The sequence below is a fragment of the Calyptranema fuscum S582 genome (genome assembly GCF_055793305.1).
Window position 1 is genome coordinate 41,218 of sequence record NZ_JBSLYH010000031.1, and the last position, 18,540, is coordinate 59,757.

Sequence of the window (18,540 nt, forward strand, 5' to 3'; positions counted from 1 at the left end):
GGGGTTGAATAAGGCGCAGCTTCACATTAAATCGGTATGAGAGGCGCACCCCTTCGGGGTGCGCCTCTCATACTCCATTGGAAATTGCTATAGCAGGGTTGGCATCAGTGGTAGATGACAACGGCAGTGTAAACCAAAAATTTGATCCATGACCGGGTTTGCTGTCTACTCCGATTTCACCACCATGCGCCCGAACGATTTGCTGGCAAAGATATAACCCCAGTCCCAATCCGTGGGTATGTCGTGCATTGGCACCTCTACGGTAGAGTTCAAACAGTTGGGCAGATTGATCGATGGGGATGCCAACGCCGTTATCTTTGACGTTGCAACGAATGGTCTGATCTTGAATCAGAGCTTCAATCTCTAATGCTAAGCCAGGGGGGTTGTGTTTCAGGGCATTGCTGATCAAGTTTTCTAAGACGCGCCACAATTGGTTGACATCACCATTAATCACAGGCAATTGGCTGGGAATATGGCTATTTAGCGTTGCCCGATTTTTGAACAGTAAGGGTTGTACATCCTGGATCACGTTGCTGATCAGTTCACTTAATTGTAAGGGTTCGCAATGCAGCGTGATTCCCTGCGTCTCGATCGCATGAGCTTCTAATAGAGAATTAATCAGGTTCAGTTGGCGATCGCCACTATCAATCATCCGTTCCAAAATAATTCGCGGCACCGAAAGCATCGCTGTTGGGGCTTTCAGATCGATGCTGGGCGTAGAGAATTGGCAACCCGAAAGCGGGTGAGATGGTTCATTGATTGGTTGCTTGATTAGAACTGGAGCTACACCAGATTCAGCGACCGTTGGATCGGAGCAAGTACAGGTTTTGAGCAAATTCTTTAAAACCATCAGCATTCCCGTGACCGGGTTGCGCAGATCATGAGAAACGGCATGGAGTAATACCCGCAGCGATTGTTCTGCCTGTTCGCGATCGCGAATTTCTTGTTGCAGCGTCTGGTTTTTTTGCTGAAGCTGGTGTTGCAAATGCTGGATAGCTAGATGAGTCTTGATCCGGGCTAATACTTCTTCGGTCTGAAACGGTTTGGTGATGTAGTCTACGGCACCCAGGCTAAAGCCTTTGACCTTATCAATGGTTTCCGTTAAGGCAGTCATGAAAATGATAGGAATATCTTGAGTTGCCGGATTTGCCTTCAGCAAACGGCAGGTTTCAAAGCCATCAATTCCCGGCATCATCACATCCAGCAAAATAATGTCGGGTCTGAGATAGTTGACCTGGGCGATCGCACTTTCCCCATCTTGCGCTGCCAGCAACTTAAACCCAGAATCACTCAGCGAGTCAAATAAAACCCCCAAATTTGTAGGATTATCATCGACTAACAGGACAATTCCTTTCACGGCAGCTTCAGCGTTCATAAAATCAGTCAAGGGGTGTAAATTCGTTTCATCACGGGTATGGTTTGATATGCAGTGCGCCTCAAACCATAGCCTTATCTTTCTTTATACTGAGCAATAAACAGTTGGATCTTCTTGATTTGGAAAGATTTTGCCAGACGACGCAACTCTGAGGCAAACGGTAGCCACTGCTGATCGTGCTGCTCTAGCAGATCTGCTTGCTTTAGAATGCCCTGAATATCGCCAATTAAAGCCATCTCTTGTAACGTGGTCAAGTGTTCAATGTTGGGTGCCACGAGAGATGTCGATGCCTCCTTCCTGATCGTAGTCGATTCATCCGCAGTCCGTTCGGTTGCCGTTTGTTCATAGACCCATTCCAACCCCAAATGCTGCTGCAATCGATCGAGCAAGATATTGATTTGAATGGGTTTTGCCACAAATCCATTACAACCCGCCGCCAGACTGCGCTGTTGGTCGTGGTCAAAGGTGCTGGCAGACGTGGCAATGACAACGATATCTTTTAAGTCAGGCGACTGCCGAATTTGCCGGGTGGCTTCAAATCCATCCATCACGGGCATCACCAGATCCATCAAAATCACATCGGGTTTAAATTCAGCCGCAATGGTCAGGCAATCTTGTCCATCCACAGCTTCTCGCACCTCAAAGCCAACAAACGACAAGAACTCGACCAGTACAGCCCGATTTTCTTTGCGATCGTCGGCAATCAGTGCGCGTCGGGCTCTGCCTTTAAATCCCACGACCATGCGATCGCTGGTTTGACTTGATTCCTGTTTATCAACCACTTCGGGGAGTGCCAGATCTAACCAAAATATGCTGCCTTTACCTACCTGACTTTTCACCTGCAACGTCCCCCCCATCATCTCGCTCAGCCGTTTACTGATGGGCAACCCCAATCCTGTTCCTTCGGTCGAATGGCGATTTTCACCCACCTGCTGAAATGGCTGAAAAATCTCATCCAAAAACTCTGGGGCAATGCCGCACCCCGTATCTTCGACTTGAAAGCGAATTTTATCTGTATCCGGCATCAAACCAACTTTGAGTACGACACCCCCCTTAGGGGTGAATTTGATCGCATTACTCAATAGATTGATCAGCACCTGTCGCAGTCGTTGTTCATCGCCCAACACCCACTGAGGTAATGGGGATAGTGGTTCATACAGAAACGAAATGCCCTTTTGGGTTGCTCGCATTTGAAACAGATGGGTGATGTTGCGCAGCAATTCGGGTAAATCAAATTCACTTAAATGAAGCTCCATTTTGCGGGCTTCAATTTTGGACAAATCGAGAATATCGTTGATCAACGTCAGCAGATGTTCGCCACATTGCTGAATCACCCCAACCCCCTCTTGCTGCGAAGCTGTAATATCTTTTTGTCGATTTAAAATCTGAGCATAGCCCAAAATGCCATTGAGTGGTGTTCTTAGCTCATGGCTCATATTTGCCAAAAACTCACTTTTTGCCCGATTTGCCACTTCTGCCGCTTCTTTAGCCTGGCGCAATTTTTCTTCAGCTTGCTCTCGCTCGATGATTTGCAAGCGCAACTCCTGGTTTGTGGCTTGAATGTCGGCAGTGCGCGCTACTACCTTGTTTTCCAGTTCCAGATTAATCGTTTCCAGTTCTAAATTGCGTTGCTCTAACTCATTGAAATAGGCAAACAACTGGTCTGCCATTTGGTTAAATGCCTGTGCCAAAATCCCCAATTCATTTTCTCGATCGACGGGCACCCGGTTTTCCCAATCTCCCTGGGACAGAGCTTGAGCCGCTTTACTCAGTCGTCGGATGGGACGGACAATCCACTGGGCAGTAAGCAACCCGATCAAAATCGCACTGCTCAATGCCGCTAACGACAGCCAGGTAATGAATCGTGTATTTGCCTGAATGCGTGACATAAACTGGGCTTCGGGCACCACCACCACAATCAGCCAGTTCAGCCCCAAGCTATCTGAGAATTGGGTCAGTTGCACAAATTGCTTTTGCCCGTTGATCGTAAATTCCAGCTGATGGTTGCCCCGAATGCGGCTGAAGTCACCTAACTGATCTTGCAAAAACTTAGCGGTACTGCTGACTGAGGTGTCGTAGTTGTCGCACTGACCGAGATTGGAGTAAACGGTTTCTTCCAAAGGCACTTCTTCGGTAGCTCGGATGCGGCTGACGGCTCCATTGGTAATCGTAAAGGGACGACTGCGGGTGGAACTGGCAACCAATAAACCCTCGCGATCGACGATAAACGTCTGCCCACATTGACCAATTTTGGGTAAAAAGGTGCCGATTTGCGACAACAGTAGATCCGTTGCCAAAACCCCTTGCAAATTACCGGCTTCGTCATAGATGGGCTGGCTGGCAGTGATCACCAGGCGGGGATCGGCAAAGTCGTGATAGACCTGGCTCCAGAGGGGTTTGCCAGCTTTTTCGGCGTCTTGGTACCAGGGACGACTCCGGGGATCGTACGGGTTCTTAAGTTCAGGCGACCCGATGCGATCGCCACGATCATCAATCGAATACGTCACCAGACGCCCTGCTGTTTCCTGACCCGCTGTACTGATTTTGAGCAGGGGAAATGCCTCATTTCCCGGTCTGCCAACGGCAGTAAATTCTCCATCGGGCGTCCCCACAGCGATCGAAATGACGGAGCCAAACAGCTGAATTTGTCGCCAAAAATGCCGTTCCAGACTATTAAAATCTTGCAGATTTAGCTGCCCCAACCGAATCGCATCAGCATTAATTTGGTTAACCTGTTGGGGAATCTGCATGTAGGTTTTGAGATGCTGCTGAATCCGCACGGTTACTTCATTCCGTAACTGCTGCGCCACATCATTAACCGCACTCGTGCCATTCCACAACGACAACCCGCCAATTAACACCACGACCAAAACGATCTGGATGAAAAAAGGGACAATCAAAATAAAGCGCAGGGGAATCTGGCTTAAGCGTTGAGAGATCGATGAAATAGGAGACTTCCACACCATCTCAAACATTGCAGGGGAATTGGGTTGCGACCGTTGATATCAGCCGTTCATATCAGCAAAATTAGCGCATTTAAGGCGCATTTTCCCATTCTGGGGCAAGGTTATAAAAATCATAGTGTGCAGCACCCGGATGACAGGTGACACAGCCATTGAGTTGCACAGGACGGGGCACATCCACCCTGGGGTGTAGCGCTCGGAAAAAGCGAGAATTTTCTAGCTGAAAGGGAACGACTTCAGCATCGGTATAGGATCGAGAGAAAGTTTGCAGATAGTTCCAAACAATTGCCAGGGTTGGGTTGAGCAGCAGGGGTACCTCGACGCCATAGTGACGGGGATCTTCTAAAAGTTGTTGCCAGGTTTGCCGGGGCAGCACTGCCGGAGGGATAGCAAGATGGCAGGTGCCACAATTTTCGATATACAGCTGTTGCCCCAGTTGGTGACGAGCAGGCAGGGGATCAACGGTGCCTAAGCCTGTGGGCGATTCTGTGGGCGGTTCTGTGGCGTATGCTAACCCCCACCCCAAAACCAAACTCCAAACCAACAGTAAGGAAAGCAGAATCAATGGCGATCGCTTTTTTTGGCGTGGACGAAGACCCATCGACTGACCGATGAATTGTCTAGCTTGGAATAGAAAAGGCTGAAAAGAAAAGCGCATAGGGGAAATGATGGGGGTTGATGTTGCCGATAACTACCTGTAACAATGACGTCCAACTTATGGTTTGAGACCCTTGCTTTCTACAGTTTTTGAGGATCGGGGATGGAATCCAACTCAATTTTTTTAAAGAGAGCGACGGCTTCGCCGTCGCTCTCTTTAAAAAAACGACAGGTTCATTCATCTGCGATCCCGAACAATACCTGTGTTCTATCTTAAGCGCCAGGCGCTGGATCAACGATAACGAGCCAATTTTGCCCTCAAATCTAATTCCAATGTTTGTCATGAATTCCATACTTAGCATGAATTCCAACCTACCCCAGATTTATAAAATTGGGTCTATGCTAAGTAGTCGTGGACTTCAAATATTGCGAACTGTTTCTTGACTGACTCGGTAAGTCCATTCAAGTTTCAAACCAGTTTTGAATAAGGAAGAGGAAATTGGGCATGAAAGATTGCCGTCACGTTCAGTTTTACATCCACGATGATTCGTTAGAACAATCTAGCTGTCCACTTCCAATTGATTTGCTACAGGTGCAACAGCTGTTTCAAGCAACTGCTTTCTGGGCACGCGATCGCCAACTCGAAGACTGGGCAATTGCGATCGCCAATAGCAAACCTGTTGTCACGGCCTGGGATAGCGATCGCATGATCGGTTTTGCGCGCGCCACCTCCGATGGCATTTATCGAGCGACCATTTGGGATGTTGCCATCCATCCCGACTATCAGGGGGCTGGCTTGGGACGCAAGCTTGTAGAGACGGTCTTGATGCATCCCCATGTCAATCGGGTAGAGCGGGTGTACCTGATGACCACAAACCAAAAACAATTTTACGAACGCATTGGGTTTGAAGAAAATAAAACAACGACGATGGTGCTGTTTAATCAGGAAACCATGGTGTTGCACAATCAACCCATCTCTCAAGAGGGATTACCCCAAGCCATGGAAATTTCTCAGTAGCGTCCTGTAGGCTCGTTAATTAATTCAAATCTACCCATTGACTTTAGGTAGTGCGGCGACGCCGCACTACCTAAAGTCAATGGGCGGGTTTACTAAAGCTACGCTTTTGAGTTAAATCCTCAATGTTTGACCTGAGAAATGGCGATCGCCTTTCTTCGTGTTTTTCTATTCATGGACAATATTTGTTTCATAGGGAGCATCGGTAACAATGCCTGCGAGTTGCAGTAGCCCGGCACTATCTTTTGGCACCCATTTCATCGCTAATGCGGTCTGAATTAAGCTGGAGATGCTTTCGTCCGGATGTTCCTTGAAGTAAATCTCTAAGGATTCTGCCAGTTCATCCGGCAAATCAATGATTTTTTGCATGAGTGCCACCTATCGCGATCGCAACTATGGCAATTTTATCGAATTAAATATGGCAATCCCAGATGGATTGTGAGAGGCGCACCCTTTCGGGGTGTGCCTCTTACAGCCTGCTCATCTTACAACTCATTTAGGATTGCTATAGATGCCCTGGAATTGCGTATTCCATAAGCTACGGAACGTAAGGTGGAATTGGGCTTTCGGTGCCCGAGTTGGTTAATTTTTCTGTGGCGATCGCATCGATACCGGCGGCTTTAACATAGGCAACTGCCAGGGGTGTCAGTTTAGCTTCGAGGTCGCTGACAATAGCGCGATCGCTCTCAGACCAGATTCTGGGTTGCCCAAACAAACAGGGCTGCAAAATTCCCCACATCTCACCTTCATGGCACAAGTGGGCATGGATCAACGCTCGATGCCCAAAGTATCGCCGTTCAAATTCCAGATTCACAACCTCGGGGCTGGCAGTTTCCACGTCTTCCACATAAACCGATGGCTCTGTGCGCAGGGCAGCGGCAAATAGCGGATCTTCCTGGGCTAATGAGTCCGGTTCTATCATCCAATCGGCATCGGTGACATCTGGAACAGTCGGATTGCGCCGCCAACAATAGGCAATTTTGCCAATTTTGTACTGGGGATGCCGTAAATATAGAAAACAGCGATCGCTCTGCAATACCTCGCACAAAGGCGGCAACAACGCTGTGAAGACGGCATCCGGGTCGCTCGTTGGATTGAGAACGTCCTGCAAAATGGGGGGAAGGGTCATAAAGACAGTAACGAGAGGGTAGAGAAACGCTGAAACGCGTATCCACGCCCGTCGGGCGTGGATACGCGTTCTAGATCGGTTCTTCAGAAGTTAACGCGAAGGCATCAGACCGGGTGTCGAAATCACATCACTGGTGTCCGAGTCATCGGTAATCCGTTGTAAGCGAACGCCCAGCTTGCTCAGCTTGACATCCAACCCTTCATAGCCCCGATCGAGGTGATACAGTCCGCGAATGGTGGTCACACCTTCTGCTGCCAGTGCTGCTAACACCAGGGCAGCTGAGGCACGCAGGTCGGTCGCTAAAACAGGTGCGCCTGATAGCTTTGGTACCCCTCGAATAATGGCGTGGTTGCTCTTCACGCGAATGTCAGCGCCCATGCGGTTGAGTTCTGCCACATGGCGTAAACGATTTTCAAACACCGTCTCGCTGATCACACTATCACCCTCACTCAGGGTCAGCAGTGCCATAAACTGTGCCTGCATATCGGTGGGAAACCCAGGATAGGGCAGCGTTTCGATATCGGTTGCACTATGGTGTTTACCGCCGATAATTCTGAGTCGATTGGGCGAATCAGCAATCACGTCGGCACCAATCGTCCGTAATTTGGCAATGACAGCGGTAAGGTGATCTGGAATCACAGGAGACAGACTCAGTTCAGAATGGGTGATAGCACCGGCAACTAAAAAGGTGCCTGCCTCAATGCGGTCGGGGATAATGCTGTAATCGGTGCCGTGTAAACTGGGCACACCGGAGATCACGATGGTGTTAGAGCCAGCGCCGCGAATACGGGCTCCCATGGCTCGGCAGAAATTTGCCAGGTCAACAACTTCGGGTTCTTGAGCCGCATTTTCGATGGTGGTTTCGCCGTCGGCTAATGTGGCTGCCATCATCAACGTTTCTGTCGCTCCCACACTGGGGAAGTCCAGATAGATTCTGGCACCCTTCAGGCGTTTGCTAGACCCTCTGACATAGGCATGAACAGTACCATGCTCAATATGAACATCTGCTCCCATTGCCTGTAGACCACGAACATGCAAGTCAACGGGTCTTGCGCCAATGGCACATCCACCCGGTAGAGGCACTCGTGCAACCCCCATACGAGCCAGAATGGGACCAATGGCAAAGAAACTCGCCCTGAGTTTGCTTACCACTTCGTAGGGAGCCTGAGATTGAGTAATATGGCGGGCGTCAACTTCGAGTGTGTCGCCATGTCGTTCCAGTTTTACCCCTAGCGCAGTCAAAACGTCGCCCATGCGATGGACATCGACCAGCGAGGGAACGTTACGGATAAGGCATTGGTCAGCACAGAGCAAGGTACCAGCCATAATCACAAGTGCTGCATTCTTTGCTCCGCTAATCTTGACCTGTCCTTCTAAGGGAGAACCGCCCCAGATTCGTAACGCGGAATTATCTTCCTCGGCAGGCGAGGGTGGGCTGGTTTGACTGATGGAAGCAGTAATAGGACTTTCCTCCAGATAATGCAAATGGCTTTTACAACTTCAAATTTGGTTCTGATTCTACCGGAAAGAACCAAAATATCCACACTATGAATCTGAATGATAAATGCTTAAACTCATTAGTAATTTAATTCAATCTAAAAAATTCTTGTTTAAGTCTCTTGACTGATGCGATCGATTGAAGGATGATTATGAATCGCAGTGTCCATTTGCACTGATGCGGAACTGGCGGAATTGGTAGACGCGCTAGATTCAGGTTCTAGTGTCTGCAAAGACTTCCGGGTTCAAGTCCCGGGTTCCGCATGGATGAGTATCCTCATATAACGCTTTCCCGACTCTCAGTTGTATGAGCAGTCGGGAAATTGTTTGGGTATCTTTTTCGAGTTGCCTGTTAAATTTAGCTTATGGGTTTTTACATTTCGTAACAAAATTTTGATGATTGCATAGGTCTAATTTCCTCAGGGTCGGCAAAGTTTCTGGATGCGGTTGCACGGCATAGCATAATTCGATACCTGTCCCCTGACAAAATCTTTATTCAGTCCACGCTCCTGAGTTTGCGCCTTGAGGCGATCGCCAGGTATGTTAACCAGTCTACAAAATCCCTTAGTAAAACAGCTGCGGAAGTTGCATCGTTCTAAAGAACGGCATGAGCAACACCTGTTTTTATTGGAAGGCACGCATTTAATTGAAGAAGCCTGTGCGGTGGGTTATCCGTTGGCGATCGCCTGTTATACTGCCACCTGGCAAGAGCATCATCCGCAGCTATGGCAGCAGTTGGCAGACCAAACTCAACGGCTAGAGCTAGTTAGCCCAGAGGTGTTAGCGGCGATCGCCACCACAGTGCAACCCGATGGCGTTGTCGCTGCGGCTGAACGGGGATCGCTCATCCAGCCGCCCAGTTCTGATATCCGTCTGGGGGTGATGCTGGAGACGATTCAAGATCCAGGTAATTTAGGAACCATTATTCGCACCTGTGCTGCAGCGGGTGCTGATGGCTTGTGGGTCAGCGGCGGAAGTGTTGATCTCGATCATCCGAAAGTGTTGCGAGCAACGGCAGGGCAATGGTTTCGTTTACCTATGGCAACCAGCACCGATACAGAACAGCAGCTCCAGCAGTTTCAGCAAAGCGGGGTGCAGGTCATTGCGACGCTACCCGATGCACCGTTGACCTATTGGGAGATTGATTTAACCCAGCCCAGTGTGATCGTGCTGGGCAATGAGGGTGCAGGGCTATCAGACTCACTCGCTGCGATCGCCAATGTTTGCGTCAATATTCCATTGGCAGCGGGGGTGGAATCTTTAAATGTGGCGATCGCTGCCGCTCTATTGCTCTACGAAGCCAAGCGACAGCGGTCTGCATTCTAACGGGCTTTACAAAGTCTGAGCTTTACAAACTCCGGGTTTGCATAAATTCTTCGATGTCTGCGGCAGCCTCTTCCCAGGCTTTTTCGGCATCCTTGATCGTGCAATCTGCCGATCGCCTAAACTTGGCAGACGGTTCGGGGTCAGGCACCGTTTCGGGGCAGTCAAGATTTTTCCCTAATTGGTTGAGCGACTCTAGAAATGCGTCGGCTGCTGCCCGTCTTAACTCTCGCTGACTTGGGTTCATAAAGCTTGACTCCTATTTAAGGTTCAAACAATTCAACAATTGGGTACGGCGTCATTGAGCGGTAGACTTTAACCCGACCTGATTCAACTAACAGACAACTCCCTGAGGAGGGATTTCTCTATCTAAGCTGAGAGTAGCCTCAGCCTAACAGCGAATAATCGCTGAGATGACGCACCAACATTTACTAAACGTCGGTAAATGTTCTGTCAATTCAAGGGGTTGATTTGAAACTTTCCGTATTATAAGAACCGATTTGATTTTCGCAATTGATCTGACGCACATGATGAACTTTGTTCATATCAAGCATACAATCTCCACAGAATTGCTTCAGATCCGTACATCATTAAAAAGCATAACGTTTTGGGAGAGTTCGGCGGAGCCGAACTCTCCCAAAATGTCATTCAAACTATTGTTATCAGAATCCGTTCGGATCAAGAAGTTTATAAAACCTCATTTGTTTTACAGCCATTTTCAATAGCTTAAGCGACAGATTTTTTGTTGTGTGCCGCGCTCCGCGCGGCACACAACAAAAAATCTAAACATATCCCAGCGCGAAGCGCTGTAAGAGAGCGACGGCTCTGCCGTCGCTCTCTTAAAACAAATGACAGGTTAATTGATTTAGGATACTTAATGCAAATCTGCATCCCAAACGCCGACGTAAATTCGATCTTGATCGTTGCGCTCGATGACCCCTTCGACTTGCCCTAGCTCAAACGTATAGCGATCGCTTTGCCGACTGCGTACCTGGGCTAACCCTTGTTCAATATCTGTTGTCAATCTGCCGCTGAGCATTCCATTTAAGGTGACTCGAATGACGAGGGGATCAACCGCTTGCACAAATGAGGCTTCACTTTGCCGGATTTCTCCGCTGGTGCGATCGATAATGTAGCCCAATGTGACGGTGTTGGGGATGACCTCATATAAATCAGCGCGAGTGTTTGCCCAATAGCCATCGCTAGAACGGGTCGGTTCTCCTAATCTCGATCGAAGACTGTCCTCGGATATGCCCAAGGGCAGACCTGGAATACTGCGATTGAGGTTGGCATTGCCGGGAGGGGGTGACGGAGGTGACGGCTCGGGAGATGGAGAGCGATCGCCCCTGTCTACACTGCGAGAAGGTTCGGGGGTTGGAGTGACCGTGGCAGAGGGTTCGGGGTCGGGTGACTCTTCAACCGGCGATGGTTCTGCCGTGGGGCTGGAACGGACTGATGGAGAGGGTCGGGCTGAAGGCGTTTCAGCGTTGGTAGGTGTTGTGGCGACCTGTTGCGATCGCAGCCAGACGGCAACCACGGCGGAGCCGCTAATGATGGCGATCGCTACAACACCCAAAATAGCAAACACTTGCCAATCGGATTGGGAAGAGCGGGTAATGGCAGGAGGTGGGGCAGGTCGCGGAGAAACGGGCGATCGCGCGGGTGGTTGGGGTGCGGCTGCCGCAGCCCGCCTGCCCACTGCCAGGGTTGGCACTGCCGATGTGGAGCTGGGTAACGGAGCCGATGCCGCAAACGGGGCTGGAGCTTGATTGGGGAGTACATCTAACCAATCGGCGATGGTATGAGGACGATGTTGCGGTTCGACAGCCATGCCTCGCATGACCGCCTGATTAATTGCCGCACTTAGCTCTGGATAAAGATCTCGGGGTGCAGGCATGGATTGACGGTTGCGTAAAATCGAGGCGATCGGCACATGAGCCGTCAGCATGGCATAGAGCGTTGCGGCTAAGCCATAGACATCCGTGGCAGGGGTTCGCTGTGCCTCCGTTTCATATTGCTCAATCGGTGCGTAGCCCGCTGAGAGAATGCTGGTATGCGCTTGAGTCACACCGGGGGTAAATTCGCGAGCAATGCCAAAGTCAATCAGCACCACTTCCTGAGTACCTTCCCGCAAGATAATGTTTTGCGGTTTGACATCGCGATGCAACATACCTTTTTGGTGCACGACTTGCAGGGCGGCGGCAACCTGACGAATGTAGTGAATCGCCAATGGCTCGGGCAGGGGATTGTCGGGAAACACCAACTCTTGTAACGTCTGACCCGGAATGTAATCCATCACCAGATAGGGCACGGTGTCTTCGATAAAGAAATCACTCACCCGCACGATATTGGGATGGACGCACAGGGCTAACCGCCGTGCCTCATCACGAAACCGTTGCTCTGTCTGGGCATATTGCGGATCACGCCGCAGCTCTGGATTAAGGGTTTTGATCACGACAATTTGATCAAGATAGTGATGGGTTGCTTTGAAGGTAATGCCAAACCCACCCTGTCCCAACGGCTGATCTAGGGTATATTTGCCTCCCTGCAATGTTTTACCTACTAGCACATCCATAAGCGCGACCTGTTCAAATTGCGTCTATCCTATCTCAATAACGACACTCAGCCCTCTGATTTTGTTCAGGACTATATTCAGAATCATAACTCTAGCGCTTCGTGCCGCTTTTCAACACGTTATACCGTTTCTATACAAAGACACGCTGGAGTGAAAAAGGGGGTGAAGGGGGCGTGGTTTTATTTAATCCACAATCCCAAATTTTGTGGCTGGCTCATTGCTGAATTCAGCCTTACCGTTTAAGTCAGGGGAACTAGTATTACAAACACTAAATTTTGCAACATGGGGGTTTGAGGGCTGCGCCCCCAAGAGGGGGTTTCACCCCCTCCACCCCCTCTAAAACTTTTAAGTTGGTGTACTAGCAAGAGCAGAAACAGGGAATCACAACGTTACAAAAATTTCTTGCAAGGTTGGCACTGGCGAAGCTGGGTTTCTGTTAAATAATGTAGACACTGGGCGGCAGATGGGGTGGGTCACTGTCCACTGTCAGCGTCCGGGGGACTGCATCTACAGGAATCCAGTAGAACCGCACGTCGTCTTCGGCGGGTTTAACCTGGCGTGTAATCTTGAGATGCAGAGCTTCATTTCCGGTAATGATAGGAAACACTCGAAGACACTAGACCTCTTACAAATTAAGACTTTTAGGATTTTTTTGGCGGGGGCAATGCCCCCGCCAAAACGAATTTCAAAGAGGTTTATTGAGCCGAAACCCTGACAATATTGGGGGAAGCGATCGCCTTCACCTTTTTCTGTATCACCAATCCCTGATAGATCATGGCTACGACTTCTGCACGAGTTACAGCTTGAGTAGCCCGCATCTGGCGAGCAGTGGGATAGTTGTAGCTCACGACCAGTCCTGCTTCGGTAGCCGCTGCGATGTGTTTTTGTGCCCAGGTAGGAATGTCGGTTTGATCACTATAGACCTTCAAGGTTTTAAGATTCCCATCCGGTAAACCTAAAAGTGCGACCAGGGCTGCGATCGCATGAGCACGTTGAATTGCCAGCCCCACCCCAAACTCATTGCTCTTAATCCCAGACATGACTCCACTGCGATAGATCTGCTGAATGGATGAAAAGTAAGCGTGGTCAGCAGGCACATCTGTAAACTGTCGAGCAATATTGACATTGCGGCGATCGCGGCGGGGGGGTGGGTTAAATGCACTTACCAATAGAGCTGCATAATCTCCACGAGTTATACCCACGTCGGGTTTGAAAGAACCATCTGGAAAGCCATTCACCACACCCAGATCCACCAGCCCTCGGATAAAGTCAGCAGCCCAATGCTTTCGGGGTGCAGGGGTTTCAGGAATATCTGTGAAAAGAGGCAGTGATGGAGGTAGGGTGACGAGATGAGGAGAGGCGATCGCTTTAGCTTTCCCTTGAATCACCCAAGCTTGATAAATCAAAGCAGCAAGCTCAGCTCTATTAATATTGCGGGTTGGCTCCAGACGGTTGGGCTGTGATGGGTTAATGATGGCTAACCCTCGACGCCGTGCCGTGGCGATGACCCGGCGGACATTGACTGGAATGTCGTTGCGATCGCTAAACGAACTCAGCAGATTAACCGTACCACCCTTGAGATCCAGCCCCCTGACCAGAGCCGTCATCACTTCCATGCGATTGAGAATGCGATTGAGATCAATCGAGTTGTCTGCCGATCGCAGCACAAAACCCATCCGGTATGCTTTTTGCACGTTGGTATAGGACGGGTGGTTAGTGGGTAGATTGCTAAAGGCGATCGCCTCTAATTTCAACGGCACATCAAACGCTTTGACCACAGCGGTAACAAAAGCATCCAAAGGAACGCGATCGTCTGGTTTGAACAGACCATTGGCTTGAGGTGACAGGATTTTTTGAGTCAGCAAAACCTCGATAAACGGTTTAGCCCAATGGTTCGCAATATCACTGGGACTCGACGGAGTTGTACCTGTACCAGAACCAGGATTCGACGTACCAGAACCAGAATCCGATTTACTAGAACCGGAATCCGATCTGCCAGAACTGGAATCCGATTTGCCAGAACTGGAATCCGATTTGCCAGAACCAGGGTTCGATGTGTCAGAATCACGAGAGTTTAAAACAGGAAACCAGTTTGCCCCGTGAATAACACCGTGGTAAACATCATCGGTTCTTCCTTGCCAATCTGCGATCGCATTACGAGCAATGCGATTCATCTCGCCCCCATCATCCAAATGCCAGTAGCCGACCAGTCCGTTCTCAGTTCCCTGCAACCGCCGTGCCATGTTGGCTTTGATCTCATTCTGAGTACGGACAACTTTCCAGAGGCGGACTTCGGCAATGACGATATGGAAATACTGGGCTGCATCCAGTCTGCGTCCGATTTGTAAAGGGGATGGCAGGCGATCGAGCGTTCCGGCAAACAGCCCAATGCTTTTGTATTGCCCGTCGATCAGGATGCTCCTGAATTCGCCTTCCACCACGACCGTATCCTGTCGTCTGCCATCGATATAGATCTGAATCTCTTGAGAGTTTTGCTCCCAGGTAAACGCCACATGATGACAGGTGCGATCGACGGGAGCAAAGCCTTTCGTTTCAATCACTGTTTTTTCAGCCGCATTCTTCCCCTGAAGCGTCACCCGCAGCTTGTCATTCCACCAGGCGAGAGAGTAACCCGGTTTGCCCTCGCCCCCTCGGTTTACGATCACCCCCTCTCCAGCCAGGTGTTTTACCCAGGCTTCTACCGTCATTGCCTGCGGGGTGTTTAGGCTGGCATCCTGCCCAAAATCGACATAACTATCTGGCTGATTGAATTGCAGCCCATACGGCAGGGGTAGAGAAGGGGAATCGAGTTTGGTGACGCGCTGACCGCCTCCCACAATCATCCCGTAATCTCCCTCCAGCGCCAGGTTATAGACTCTGGTGCCGTCGTTTTCGTCGAATCGCCAGTATCCCACCAGGTTTTTGTGATCCCTTGCCCTGAGGCGGCGACACCAATTGGCTTGAATTTCTGCCTCAGTCCGTGCCGTATTCCAGAACCGCACTTCGGCGATCGCCCCCTTGAAATATTTGGTTAATTGACCTTCTACAAATTGGTCGCTGGTCGCTGTGGGCGGCTGATCTGCTCTCCCGACCAAAGTGGCTCCAATCAAGACGGGAGTCTCGGAAAGAACTGCATTTGGGGAGAAATACCTCGCTGGACCAGTCTGAAACAACTCACCGTCGAGGTAAGACTTCAGATTAGTGCCATCGCAGGTGACAGCAATGTGGTGAAACCTCCCATCACTAGCGTTGACTCCGCGTCCAAATGTGTCAATCTCTCCTGCTAAACCGCTAAAAAAAACCAAACCAGAAGCAACTAGCTCGTATTCAGGATTACTAACACTTTGTCCTTTGAAAATCAGGGTGCCCGTCTCCTCCCTCCCTGAATCGTGCCTGAACCAGGCTTCAAGGCTGAACTGGGGCTGATCTGCCAGCGAAAATCGGTTGCTGTAGGTCGCAGCGGGATTAAAGCTGATCAACTCGGGACTAGCCATGCGGCTTCCCTGACTCAGAGTTTTGAGCCATTGCCCGTCTATACTCCAGAGGTTGATAGTACCTTCGTAATCAGTCGTCGCCAGGGTTTGACTGTCGGAACTGAAGCTGACATTGGAAAGGCTGCCACTGTGACCATGTGCTGCTTGTACTTCTATGCTTTTAACCAGAGTTCCGTCGGCTGTCCACAGTTTGATAATGTCGATTGAAATAGATGCCACCCGTTGACCGTCGGGGCTGAATTTGATGGTTGTAAAATAATCCGAGCTGTGAGCCTGTTCAATCTCTTTTATCCGGGTTCCATCCTCCACATTCCAGAATGTGATATGTCCCCACCTATCTATTGTCACCAGGGTTTTACCGTCGGGGCTAATGCTAAAGCCCCCAGCTGGAGGATTATCTGCCCACTGACCATATAAGGGAGTTTCGCGGACGGTACCATCCAGGTTCCAGAATTTAACAGAAGAATTATCAATGTCATTACGATTAATGTAAACAGGGGCAACTGCCAGAAATTGACCGTCAGGGCTGAAACGAAGATAGTGGGGAGTAAACCAATTTATGCTTGAGGATTTGATGGTGCTGACAGTTCCTTCCTGGTAGTTCCAGAGCTTCACAATCCCATTTGCGCTGGCATATGCCAGGATGGGATCTGTAGGGCTAAAGCTGAGGCAGATGGCAGCATCATGATGTTCGCTTAACTCCTGGTGGAGGCTACCGTCTATTCTCAAAAGTTGAATGCGGCTCTGGAAGCCTTCGGTTCCGTGGTCGATCACAACCGCCAGGATTTGCCCATCGGGACTATAGCAAAGGCTGTTGATGGAGAGTCCATAGATTAATTCTTCATCTTTTGCATCAATCTGGATGGTTCTCAATTCCTGTCCGCCCCTGCTCCAGAGTTTGATGATGCCGTTTGAACTGGCGGTTGCCAGGGCAACGGTAGTATCTAGGCTGACGTACTGGTCTACGCCATTTAAGTAAAGGGCGGAGGATAGGGGAGGATAGCGCAGTTGTTCTGACGTGACGACGAAGTCTTCGATGAAGCTGCGGAGTTTGGGGAGGTCACGGCTTTGCCACTGCAAATCTTCCACAATCCGGCAAATTCGTACCCCCTGATATGCCTCAATGTCTATGGATTTTGCCTTGCCTGAGACCGAAGGAGACGGTGGATTGGTTGGGTTGCTGTTTGGGGTTGCTGTAGGGGTTGGGGTTGGGCTAGGTTCGGGGTCTGGTTTGGCGATCGCCGCATGGTGCAATGCCACCAGATCCCAGTTGGTGTTGAATACGGGACTGCCAGAGGAACCATAGTCCGACACGGCAGAATAGCGCAGGTAATATTTCAGCAAGCCATTGTTGCTGTAATCCAACACGCGGTTGTCGTTCTGCACAATCTGCTTTTGCTGACCTTTGGGGTGCTGCACCAGGAAGACGCGATCGCCCAGAATGGGTTTAGTTTTTACAGATTGACTTACGGCAGAACTATTCCCGCTGTTGGATTGACCGTTCAACTGCTCAACTTGCTCAACGGTTAAACCAGGGGCAATTCGCGTATCGTCGCCCGAAAGTTGAAGCCAACCAAACAGATATCCTGCTTGGCGAGTAAACATTCCCGCCTTCAGTTGCACCAGCGTGTAATCCAGATCGGGGTTCGTGACAAATAAAACTGTCGGATCAAATTCATAATCAACGGTTTGCTGCGTACTCCCCACGGCATCTTTAACGTAGTTAAACTGGGCGACACATTCTGCAGCTTCAATCTCGTCCGAAATGACGTGATGATTTGTCATTAAGTGCGTCCCTCCCACCAAAAACCCTGTGCCAATGGGGATGGGGTTGAGTTTGGCAAGCTGCGATTCGTTCAGGTCTTTCAGTGCATCTAGCGGCGCAACTCCTGGCTTAAAAATCTCGGCAGCGACCTGCTCTGGAATGGTAAAAATTTCTCTGAGTACATCCTCTTTGTCATATTTGTCTGCGTTATGCGAGGCTTTGATGCTGTCGATTAATTGGTCAAAGGTATCCAGAGAAAAGTAACGGGCAATGCGACAAATTGCCTGACTCCGGGCGACTCCCACTTCCAGAAACGAGAGCGGCACAAAATCCGATTGATCCTTATCCTGCGCCACGCTGAATTGGCGAACTTGCCTGCCATACTGCCGTTCTCGGACAATCTCCCACACTCTCGCCAACTCTTCTAGTTCTGGCTCTGCTTCTAACCCTTCATCCTCGCTGACCTCACCGATATCCCCTGTGGTTGCCACCGGAAACCATTTACGCCAGCGCCCTCGCCCCAAATTGCCTTGCAGCAACCATTGCTCTGTCATACCGGAATTGGGACGTTGGGAAAACGAAGTCATGCAGTCACCCTCTGAAGATACAAAACTTGACTACTCAGGAGAGATTTAGATCTGCGAATTGTTTGAGAAGTCGCGGATCTAGAGAGTTTCTAAAGTTTATCTATGAAAATAGAAAATCTTGGAGGTCTAACATATAAAATTTATTTTTCACCTGCTTAATTTATTGATAGTGTTCTAGATCTGTTGTTGGTTGTTGTGGAAGTGCGACTGTGCCGCGCTT

The 18,540-nt window shown here is 49.7% G+C and carries 12 protein-coding genes and 1 tRNA gene; 3 read left to right on the forward strand and 10 right to left on the reverse strand.

Going from position 1 to position 18,540, the window contains the following annotated elements; genetic code table 11:
- Positions 1 to 67: 67 nt before the first annotated feature.
- The 3 genes from ACR6Z4_RS20000 to ACR6Z4_RS20010 all read right to left on the reverse strand — a co-directional run bounded on the left by ACR6Z4_RS20000 (position 68) and on the right by ACR6Z4_RS20010 (position 4,939).
- Positions 68 to 1,375, reverse strand: a complete 1,308-nt coding sequence (locus tag ACR6Z4_RS20000; RefSeq protein WP_479719078.1) for a hybrid sensor histidine kinase/response regulator — start codon at positions 1,373 to 1,375, stop codon at positions 68 to 70.
- 74 nt (positions 1,376 to 1,449) lie between these two features.
- Positions 1,450 to 4,341, reverse strand: coding sequence for a hybrid sensor histidine kinase/response regulator (locus tag ACR6Z4_RS20005; RefSeq protein WP_479719079.1), 2,892 nt, complete (start codon positions 4,339 to 4,341; stop codon positions 1,450 to 1,452).
- 70 nt (positions 4,342 to 4,411) lie between these two features.
- A complete protein-coding gene (locus ACR6Z4_RS20010; protein WP_479719080.1) occupies positions 4,412 to 4,939 on the reverse strand; it encodes a diheme cytochrome C in 528 nt (175 codons plus the stop codon).
- 501 nt (positions 4,940 to 5,440) lie between these two features.
- Here ACR6Z4_RS20010 and ACR6Z4_RS20015 point away from each other — a divergent pair.
- The gene (locus ACR6Z4_RS20015; RefSeq protein WP_479719081.1) at positions 5,441 to 5,953 is read left to right on the forward strand and encodes a GNAT family N-acetyltransferase; all 513 of its coding nucleotides are present in this window, start codon (positions 5,441 to 5,443) and stop codon (positions 5,951 to 5,953) included.
- A 165-nt stretch (positions 5,954 to 6,118) separates the two neighbouring features.
- Here ACR6Z4_RS20015 and ACR6Z4_RS20020 read toward each other — a convergent pair whose 3' ends face one another.
- The 3 genes from ACR6Z4_RS20020 to murA form a co-directional block, all read right to left on the reverse strand.
- On the reverse strand, positions 6,119 to 6,319 hold the full coding sequence (locus ACR6Z4_RS20020) for a hypothetical protein (protein WP_479719082.1): 201 nt from the start codon (positions 6,317 to 6,319) through the stop codon (positions 6,119 to 6,121).
- Positions 6,320 to 6,488: 169 nt separating this feature from the next.
- Positions 6,489 to 7,079 carry a GAF domain-containing protein gene (locus tag ACR6Z4_RS20025; RefSeq protein ID WP_479719083.1) on the reverse strand — a complete coding sequence of 197 codons (591 nt, stop codon included), beginning with the start codon at positions 7,077 to 7,079 and terminating at the stop codon, positions 6,489 to 6,491.
- 90 nt (positions 7,080 to 7,169) lie between these two features.
- Complete coding sequence (gene murA, locus ACR6Z4_RS20030) at positions 7,170 to 8,555, reverse strand: UDP-N-acetylglucosamine 1-carboxyvinyltransferase (protein ID WP_479719120.1); 1,386 nt, start codon at positions 8,553 to 8,555, stop codon at positions 7,170 to 7,172.
- Positions 8,556 to 8,756: 201 nt separating this feature from the next.
- Here murA and ACR6Z4_RS20035 point away from each other — a divergent pair.
- Positions 8,757 to 8,840, forward strand: a tRNA-Leu gene (locus ACR6Z4_RS20035).
- A 276-nt stretch (positions 8,841 to 9,116) separates the two neighbouring features.
- The gene (locus ACR6Z4_RS20040) at positions 9,117 to 9,902 is read left to right on the forward strand and encodes a TrmH family RNA methyltransferase (RefSeq protein WP_479719084.1); all 786 of its coding nucleotides are present in this window, start codon (positions 9,117 to 9,119) and stop codon (positions 9,900 to 9,902) included.
- A gap of 22 nt (positions 9,903 to 9,924) precedes the next feature.
- On the opposite strand, the gene ACR6Z4_RS20045 is transcribed toward ACR6Z4_RS20040, so the two are convergent.
- The 4 genes from ACR6Z4_RS20045 to ACR6Z4_RS20060 form a co-directional block, all read right to left on the reverse strand.
- Positions 9,925 to 10,146 (reverse strand): hypothetical protein, encoded by a 222-nt coding sequence (locus tag ACR6Z4_RS20045; RefSeq protein ID WP_479719085.1) that lies wholly within the window; start codon positions 10,144 to 10,146, stop codon positions 9,925 to 9,927.
- A gap of 627 nt (positions 10,147 to 10,773) precedes the next feature.
- A complete protein-coding gene (locus ACR6Z4_RS20050; RefSeq protein WP_479719086.1) occupies positions 10,774 to 12,474 on the reverse strand; it encodes a serine/threonine protein kinase in 1,701 nt (566 codons plus the stop codon).
- Between the two features lie 436 nt (positions 12,475 to 12,910).
- On the reverse strand, positions 12,911 to 13,081 hold the full coding sequence (locus ACR6Z4_RS20055; RefSeq protein WP_479719087.1) for a hypothetical protein: 171 nt from the start codon (positions 13,079 to 13,081) through the stop codon (positions 12,911 to 12,913).
- Positions 13,082 to 13,169: 88 nt separating this feature from the next.
- Positions 13,170 to 18,320, reverse strand: coding sequence for a LamG-like jellyroll fold domain-containing protein (locus ACR6Z4_RS20060; protein ID WP_479719088.1), 5,151 nt, complete (start codon positions 18,318 to 18,320; stop codon positions 13,170 to 13,172).
- Between the last annotated feature and the right edge of the window lie 220 nt (positions 18,321 to 18,540).